The 8,443-nt window shown below is 64.1% G+C and carries 7 protein-coding genes and 1 pseudogene; 7 read left to right on the top strand and 1 reads right to left on the bottom strand.

Annotated elements, in window-relative coordinates; all coding sequences use genetic code 11:
• Positions 1 to 253, top strand: a pseudogene (locus CBW50_RS12850) (hypothetical protein); the annotation flags it as partial.
• Between the two features lie 4 nt (positions 254 to 257).
• Here CBW50_RS12850 and CBW50_RS12845 read toward each other — a convergent pair.
• Positions 258 to 1,403 carry an MFS transporter gene (locus tag CBW50_RS12845; RefSeq protein ID WP_086145917.1) on the bottom strand — a complete coding sequence of 382 codons (1,146 nt, stop codon included), beginning with the start codon at positions 1,401 to 1,403 and terminating at the stop codon, positions 258 to 260.
• Between the two features lie 283 nt (positions 1,404 to 1,686).
• On the opposite strand from CBW50_RS12845, the gene CBW50_RS12840 reads away from it, so the two are divergent.
• The 6 genes from CBW50_RS12840 to CBW50_RS12815 all read left to right on the top strand — a co-directional run bounded on the left by CBW50_RS12840 (position 1,687) and on the right by CBW50_RS12815 (position 8,418).
• Positions 1,687 to 2,451 carry a gamma-glutamyl-gamma-aminobutyrate hydrolase family protein gene (locus tag CBW50_RS12840; RefSeq protein WP_086145916.1) on the top strand — a complete coding sequence of 255 codons (765 nt, stop codon included), beginning with the start codon at positions 1,687 to 1,689 and terminating at the stop codon, positions 2,449 to 2,451.
• Between the two features lie 54 nt (positions 2,452 to 2,505).
• Entirely contained in the window at positions 2,506 to 3,876 is a 1,371-nt protein-coding gene (locus CBW50_RS12835; protein WP_086145915.1) for a glutamine synthetase family protein, read from the top strand.
• Between the two features lie 10 nt (positions 3,877 to 3,886).
• Positions 3,887 to 5,347 (top strand): aspartate aminotransferase family protein, encoded by a 1,461-nt coding sequence (locus tag CBW50_RS12830; RefSeq protein ID WP_086145914.1) that lies wholly within the window; start codon positions 3,887 to 3,889, stop codon positions 5,345 to 5,347.
• Positions 5,348 to 5,484: 137 nt separating this feature from the next.
• Positions 5,485 to 6,633 (top strand): polyamine ABC transporter ATP-binding protein, encoded by a 1,149-nt coding sequence (locus tag CBW50_RS12825; RefSeq protein WP_086145913.1) that lies wholly within the window; start codon positions 5,485 to 5,487, stop codon positions 6,631 to 6,633.
• A gap of 7 nt (positions 6,634 to 6,640) precedes the next feature.
• A complete protein-coding gene (locus CBW50_RS12820) occupies positions 6,641 to 7,570 on the top strand; it encodes an ABC transporter permease subunit (RefSeq protein WP_086145912.1) in 930 nt (309 codons plus the stop codon).
• Complete coding sequence (locus CBW50_RS12815; RefSeq protein ID WP_086145911.1) at positions 7,567 to 8,418, top strand: ABC transporter permease; 852 nt, start codon at positions 7,567 to 7,569, stop codon at positions 8,416 to 8,418. The genes CBW50_RS12820 and CBW50_RS12815 overlap by 4 nt, the downstream gene beginning before the upstream one ends.
• The last annotated feature ends 25 nt before the right edge of the window (positions 8,419 to 8,443 follow it).

Here is an 8,443-nt window from a genome sequence, read left to right as displayed (position 1 = left end):
CGAGGCCGGCCTGCAGCGTCAGGCGCCGGTGCCGCGCGCGCTGGCCATGCCCGCTCCGGTGGCGGCCCGCTCCGCGCCGCTGCCGCCGCCGGCAAAGCTCGACGCCTCCGTGTGGCTGATGAAGATCGAGGCCCTGCTCAAGGCGGGCGAGGGTACCCTGGCGCAGGAGGAGTGGACGGCGTTCCGGCAAGCCTATCCCGACTATCCGGTGGCCGAGGAGTTGCGGCAGCGCCTGGAAAAAATACCGAAGTAGCGCGTTACACGATCCCCTTCCTGCGCTCCCACACGGCGCTGCCGACGAAAATGGCGGCGCATACCCACATCACGGCCGGCAAGGCGTTCACGCCCGCCGATTGCATCAGGATGCCCGTCAGCAGAGGTCCGCCGCCGCTGGTCACACCCCAGGTGGCGTTGACGATGGCGCTGGCGCTGGTCAGCGACAGTCCCGTAAAGCGCTCGCCGCAGGCCACCAGCGCCAGCATGTAGATGCCGCCCGCCGCCGCGCCCAGCAACAGCAGCAGGGTCCACCACAGCCACGGCGTGCCGACGGCGAACGGCAGCAGCGGCAGCAGCAGGCAGACGGCCACGCCGCAGCCTGCGTGCACCCTGGCGCGTCCGAAGCGGTCGGCCATCCATCCCAGCGCAAATTGCAGGCCCGTGTCGCCCACCAGCACCACGGTGGCCGACAGCAGGGCCAGGTCGGTGCCGATGCCGTGCTCCATCGCGTACAGCGGCAGGAGACTCAATGCCAGCGTGTCGAACAGGGCGAAGAAGGCGGCGCCGAGCACGATCATCGGCATGCGCGGCAGGATCAGGGTCCACTTCACGCCATGTTCTTCCGGCTCCTTTTCCGGGCCGCTGTTCGAGATCAGCATCAGGCCCGGCACGGCCAGCAGAAACAGCAGGCCGCAGGCGGCGAAGCTCCACGAAATCTGGTCGTTGAAGAGGGCCACGAGGGCGGGGCCGATCAGCTGGAAAAACGTAAAACTGGTGGTGTACATGGCCACCACGCGACCGCGCGAATTGTCGGGCGCCAGGCGGTTGACCCACGCCTCGCCGATGGTAAACAGCACACCCATGGCGCCGCCGAACAGGAAACGCAGCACGCTCCACGCCAGCAGGTGGTCGGTGAACTGCATGGCGATCGTCGCCAGCGAGGCCACCCAGACGGCGCCCAGCATGGTGGCGCGCGCGCCGAAACGCCCCACCCAGCGCGAGACGAACGGCGAGGCGGCCAGGATGCCGAGGGCGCTGACGGCCGTGATCATGCCGATGATGTCCGTGCCCACGCCGCGCTGGTGCAGGGTCAGGGCGGTGAGCGGCATGGTGGCGCCGAGGCCCAGGCCGACCACGCCGATGCTGACCACGAGGGCGAAGAAGTCGCGCCACGGCATGTGCTTCATGGCTGCCCCTGCAGGGTGAAAGAGGTGTTCGGGAAGGCTGGAAAACGGTGTGGATGCATGGGAAAGTGGGGGACTTTGCCTGCGGCGCTGGTATTTGGCGCCGGACGGGCATATGATGATTTTAATAAAGACAATATTGCAAAGCCGTAGTGTAGGCGATATGCGCCGCTGCTGGCCATGCCCATCGGTGTGGCCGCTGCCTCCGGCTCTGCTGTACAGTGAAGCGAGCGGCAGCGCTGTCATGCGCTGTCATTGGATCGTCACGCCAGCGAGGTAGCACTCTATGCGCCGTCCCATCGTTCTCGTTCCCGCCTGCCAGCGCCAGCTGGGCAGCCACATCTGGCACATGGCGCAGGACAAATACCTGCACGCCGTGCTGCACGGCGCCGGCTGCATGCCGCTGCTGCTGCCCGCCCTGGGCGCGGCTGCGGACCTGGAAGCGGCGCTGCAGGTCGCAGACGGCGTCATGCTGACCGGTTCCGCCTCGAACGTCGATGCGCGCCTGTATGGCGAAGACATCCTGCATCCCGACCTGCCGCAAGACCCCGCGCGCGACGCCACCACCTTGCCCCTGATCCGCGCTGCGCTGGCGCGCCAGCTGCCGCTGCTGGCCATCTGCCGCGGCTTCCAGGAAGTCAACGTGGCCCTGGGCGGCAGCCTGCACCAGGCCGTGCATGCGGTGCCGGGCATGATGGATCACCGCGAGAACGTGCTCGATCCACTGCAGCGCCAGTACGCGCCCGCGCACCGCATCAAGCTGATGCCCGACGGCGTGCTGTCACGGCTGCTGGGCGGCGAGAGCGAGATGATGGTCAATTCCCTGCATGGCCAGGGCATCGCCCGGCTGGCCGATGGCTTGCTAGTGGATGCCCTGGCCGACGACGGCCTGGTGGAAGCCTACACGGTGGCCAGCGCCGCCGGTTTTAGCCTGGCCGTGCAATGGCACCCGGAATGGCAGGTGGAAGACAACCCGCAGTCGATGCGCCTGTTCGATGGCTTCGGCCAGGCCTGCCGCGATTACCAGGAACAGCACAGGAAGACAGGATGACAGGCGCACCGCCCGCAGCACGCGGTGTTTGATCAAGACCAGCGAGAGGGAAACATGGCAATACGCGAAAATTTCACCTATACGGATATGGATTTGTGGCTCAATGAAAAGCGCGTCACGGAAATCGAATGCCTGGTGCCCGACTTGACGGGAGTGGCGCGGGGGAAGATCCTGCCGCGCGGGAAATTCACCCAGGAGCGCGGCATGCGCATCCCGGAAGCGGTGCTGGGCATGACGGTGACGGGCAATTATCCCGTCGATGACGGCGGCTACGACCGAGCCATTTCCAGCACCGACCGCGACATGATTTTAAAGGCTGATCCCACCACCATCACCATGGTGCCGTGGGCTACCGATCCCACCGCGCAAGTCATCCACGACTGCTATTTCGCCGACGGCATGCTGGTCGATTTCGCCCCCCGCTCCGTGCTGCGCCGCGTGCTGAAACTGTATGCGGACAAGGGCTGGAAACCCGTGGTGGCGCCGGAGCTGGAGTTCTACCTGACGGCGAAGAACACGGACCCCGACTTGCCATTGAAACCGCCCATTGGCCGCAGCGGCCGGGCCGAGACGAGCCGCCAGGTGTACAGCATCGACGCCGTCAACGAGTTCGATCCCCTGTTCGAGGATATCTACGATTACTGCGAACTGATGAACCTTGACGTCGATACCCTGATCCACGAAATCGGCGCGGGGCAGATGGAAATCAACTTCCTGCACGGCGATCCGCTGGGCCTGGCCGACAAGGTCTTCTTCTTCAAGCGCACCCTGCGCGAAGCGGCGTTAAAACACGATATGTACGCCACCTTCATGGCTAAGCCCATGGCGGGCGAACCGGGTTCCGCCATGCACGTGCACCAGAGCGTGACGGATGCGAAGACGGGCCTGAACATCTTCAGCAACGAGGACGGTTCGGCCGCGCCCATCTTCAAGCATTACATCGCGGGCCTGCAGCGCTACATGCCGTCGGCCATGGCCATCGTCGCGCCCTACGTGAATTCCTACCGTCGCATCGTGCGCCACACGGCAGCGCCGATCAACATCCAGTGGGGCCTGGACAACCGCACGGTGGGCTTCCGCGTGCCCGAGTCGGGCGTGCAGGACAGGCGCGTGGAAAACCGCATCATCGGCGCCGACGCGAATCCCTACCTGGCGCTGGCCGTCACCCTGGCCTGCGGCTACCTGGGCATGACGGAGCAGCTGGAAGCGACGCCGATGATGGTGGGCAGTGCCTACGACATGAAGTTCGAGCTGCCGCAAGGCTTGCCCGAGGCCCTGCAACTGCTGCGCGCGGAAGACAAGCTGCGCACGGTGCTGGGCGAGCGCTTCATCGACGTGTATGCGGCCATCAAGGACCTCGAGCACCAGGAATTCATGACCGTCATCAGTCCGTGGGAGCGCGAGCATCTCTTACTGCACGTATAAAGGATCACCTATGAGCACAATCAACAATCCGCTGGCGCCGAGCGCCGCTTTTGTAGCCTCCGTGGCGCAGAAAAACGCGGCGCCGCAGGTGTATGACACGGCCGCCATCCAGAAAATGGACTCGGCCCACTACCTGCACCCGTTCACCGATTTCCAGGACCTGGCAAGCAAGGGCGCGCGCGTGATGGTGCGCGGCGACGGCGTCTACCTGTGGGATAGCCAGGGCAGGAAGATCGTCGACGGCATGTCGGGCCTGTGGTGCGTCAACGTGGGCTATGGCCGCACGTCGATCTCGCAAGCCGTGTACCGGCAGATGGAAACGCTGCCCTTCTATAACAGCTTCTTTGGCACGACCAACGTGCCAGCCGCGCAGCTGGCGTCCAAGCTGGCGCAAATCTCTCCGCCGCAGTTTCAGCACGTGTTCTTCACCAGTTCCGGCTCCGAGGGCAACGACACGAATCTGCGCATGGTGCGCCGCTACTGGGATATCCTCGGCTACAAGGAGCGCCATACCGTCATCAGCCGCCACAACGCGTATCACGGCAGCACGGTGGCGGGGGCGTCGCTGGGTGGCATGGACGGCATGCACGCGCAAGGCGGCTTGCCGATACCGGGCATCGCGCATATCGGCCAGCCCAATTACCTGGAATCGGGCCACGGCTTGACGCCGGAAGCCTTCGGCTTGAAAGCGGCCGGCTGGCTGGAAGACAAGATCCTGGAAATCGGCGCCGACAAGGTCGCCGCCTTCATCGGCGAACCGGTACAGGGCGCGGGCGGCGTCATCATCCCGCCATCGACCTACTGGCCCGAAATTGGCCGCATCTGCGACAAGTACGGCATTTTGCTCATCGCCGATGAAGTCATCTGCGGCTTCGGCCGCCTTGGGCGCTGGTTCGGCTCCGAGCTGTTCGGCATCAAGCCCGACCTGATCACGTTTGCCAAGGGCGTCACTTCCGGCTATGTGCCCCTGGGCGGCGTGCTGGTGGGCGACAGGGTGGCCAAGGTGCTGATCGAGCAAGGCGGCGAATTCACGCACGGTTTCACGTATTCGGGCCATCCAGTCGCTTGCGCGGCGGCGCTGGAAAACATCCGCATCATCGAGGAAGAGCAACTGGTGGCCAAGGTGGCTAACGACACGGGACCCTACCTGAAACAGTGCTTCGCCAGCCTGGGCGAGCATCCGCTGGTGGGCTACGCGGACAGCTGCGGCCTGGTCGCGGGCCTGAACCTGGTGCGCCGCAAGGGCGCCACCGTGCACGACAACGAGCTGTTCGACGAGGACCAGGGCGTGGGCATGATCTGCCGCGGCCACATGTTCGACAACGGCGTGATCATGCGCGCCGTGGGCGAGCGCATGATCGTCGCCCCTCCCCTGGTCATGACGCGCGCGCAGATCGACGAGATGGTCGCATTGATACGGCTATGCCTGGACAAGACGTATGACGAGGTGAAGGCGAAGGGCTGGGTGTAGGTTTTTGCCCCATTTTGCCGCCATCTGCGTATTTTTTGGACCGCAATGGCGGCAGTTCCGCTAAACTTCCATCCTGGCCGCTCCTGTAGTGGCCAGTTTTTCATTTTGACACCCTTTTACCCAGAAGCTACCCACACATGACGATAGCAACACCTGCCGCGTCGGCCAGCGACGCCCAAGCGCCTTTCTTGCTGATTGATCAGCTGGTCAAGGAATTCGATGGCGTGCGCGCCGTCGATGGTATTTCCGTGACGATCAACAAGGGCGAGATTTTCGCCCTGCTGGGCAGTTCAGGTTGCGGCAAGTCGACCCTGCTGCGCATGCTGGCCGGTTTCGAGACGCCGACCTCGGGGCGCATCGCCCTGGCGGGCAGCAGCATCGTCGATGTGCCGCCGCACCAGCGGCCCATCAACATGATGTTCCAGTCATATGCGCTGTTCCCCCATTTGTCCGTGTGGGACAACATCGCCTTCGGCCTGCGCCGCGACGGCTTGCCGAAAGCGGAAGTGGCGGCGCGGGTCGAGCAGATGCTGGCGCTGGTGCAGCTGGGGCAGTATGCGAAGCGCAAGCCGCACCAGCTGTCGGGCGGCCAGCAGCAGCGCGTGGCGCTGGCGCGCAGCCTGGCCAAGCGTCCGCAATTGCTGCTGCTCGACGAGCCGCTGGGCGCGCTCGACAAGAAACTGCGCGAACGCACGCAGATGGAACTGGTCAACATCATCGAGCAGGTGGGCGTCACCTGCGTAATGGTCACGCACGACCAGGACGAGGCCATGAGCATGGCCACGCGCATCGCCGTCATGAGCGAAGGGCGCATCCTGCAAGTGGGCGCGCCGGGCGAAATCTATGAAACGCCGAACTGCCGCTTCGTGGCCGACTTCATCGGCAGCGTCAATCTGTTCGATGGCCGCATCACGGAAGACGAACCCGATCACGTGGTCATCGACACGCCCGATGGCCGCCACTATGTCGCGCATGGCATCACGGGCAACCTGGGCATGGATGTCTCGGTGGCCGTGCGCCCCGAGAAAATCGGCATCCAGACCGAACCGCCCGCTTTGGAAGAGCGGGCGTCACCAAAGGAACACGGCTACAACTGCGCCCAGGGCGTGATTGTCGCCATGGCGTATTTTGGCAATGAAACCAGCTACCACGTGCGCCTCGACAGCGGCACGGTGGTGAAAGTCTCGCGCACCAACGCGGCCCGCCACGACGCCGCGCGCCTTGAGCGCGAGCAGCGCGTGTGGGTGTGGTGGGATGGCGCCGACATCGTCGTGCTGACCAGCTGAGGCCATCATGACGTCTATTCTGCAATCGCTGCGCAAGCTCGTCCCCCTGCGCTGGGTCACTGGGCGCAACGCCGTCATCGCCGTGCCGGCGCTGTTCCTGACGGCCGCCTTTTTAATACCGTTCCTGATCGTGCTGCGCATCAGCTTGTCCGACATGGACACGGCGGGCAGTCCGTTCGGCGGCCTGCTGTCGTACGTCGACGGCATCGTCGTATTGAAGGTGAAAATCGCCAACTACCTGTTCATCGCCGCCGATGAACTGTATCTGCTCACCTACCTCAGTTCCATCAAGTACGCGGCCATCACCACCGCCATTTGCCTCTTCATCGGCTACCCGTTCGCCTACTTCATGGCGCGCGCCAGGCCATCGATTCGCCCGGTGCTGATGATGCTGGTAATGCTGCCGTTCTGGACCTCGTTCCTGCTGCGCGTGTATGCGTGGAAGGGCATCCTGGCCAACCACGGCCTGCTCAACGATCTATTGATCGCGCTGGACGTGGTGCAGGAGCCGCTGCACATGATGAACACCTCGTTTTCGCTGGTGGTCGGCATGGTGTACGCCTATCTGCCGTTCATGATTTTGCCCCTGTACGCCAACCTGGTCAAAATGGACGTGCGCTTCCTGGAAGCGGCGGCGGACCTGGGCGCCACGCCCCTGCAGGCGTTCTGGCGCATCACCGTGCCTCTGTCGAAGTCGGGCATCATCGCCGGCGCCATGCTGGTGTTCATTCCCTCCGTGGGCGAATACGTGATTCCCGAGCTGCTGGGCGGCCCGGAAACCCTGATGATCGGCCGCGTGCTGTGGGATGAATATTTCACCAATAACGACTGGGCCATGGCCTCGTCGGTGACGGTGCTGGTGATCCTGCTGATCCTCGTGCCGATGGCCATTTTTAACAAATACAAGACCGACCAGGACGCGGAGGAGCGCACATGAACGGACGTACCTTCCTGCAGCGCTGGTTCGGGCGCGGCTGGCTCTCGCTCGGCTACCTGTTCCTGTACCTGCCCATCATCGTGCTGATCGTCTTTTCGTTCAACAGCTCGCGCCAGGACATGGTGTGGAGCGGCTTCTCGCTGCGCTGGTACCGCGAGTTGATGAGTGACACGGAGATCATTTCGGGCTTCGGCTTGTCCCTGAAGATCGCCTTCATGTCGGCCACTTCGTCCGTCATCCTCGGCACCTTCGCCGCCTTTGCCTTGACCAGCTACCAGCGCTTCCGTGGCCGCACGGTGTTTTCAGCCATGGTCAGCGCGCCGTTGGTGATGCCGGAAGTGATCATCGGCCTGTCGCTGCTGCTGATGCTGGTGTCCATGCAAAAGGTCTTCGGTTTTCCCGAGCGGGGCGTGCTGACCATCTGGCTCGGTCACACCCTGCTGGGCATGGCGTATGCGGCCGTGGTGGTGCAGTCGCGCCTGCAGGAAATGAGCAAGTCGCTGGCGGAAGCGGCCATGGACCTTGGTTGCCGCGCGCACCAGGTGTTCTTCCTCGTGACCCTGCCGAACATCACGCAGGCATTGGCCTCAGCCTGGCTGCTGACATTTACCCTGTCGCTCGACGACGTGGTGCTCTCCGCTTTCCTGTCCGGCCCCGGTTCGACGACGATGCCGCTGGTGATTTTCTCGCGCGCGCGCCTGGGACTCGACCCGCGCGTCAATGCCATCGCCGCGCTGACCATCCTCGTCGTGACGCTCGCCGTGATCGCGTACGCCGTGATGCTGGCGCGCGCCGACCGCAGACGCCGCAAGCAGATGTCTGCGCCCTATTCGCTGGACCAGGAGTAAGCTGCTTGTAAACTGACACAGGAGA

This window comes from Janthinobacterium sp. GW458P (assembly GCF_002127585.1).
GTDB lineage: Bacteria > Pseudomonadota > Gammaproteobacteria > Burkholderiales > Burkholderiaceae_D > Janthinobacterium.
The sequence above is the reverse complement of the archived record's forward strand: the minus strand, read 5'-3'. Positions and strand labels throughout refer to the sequence as shown.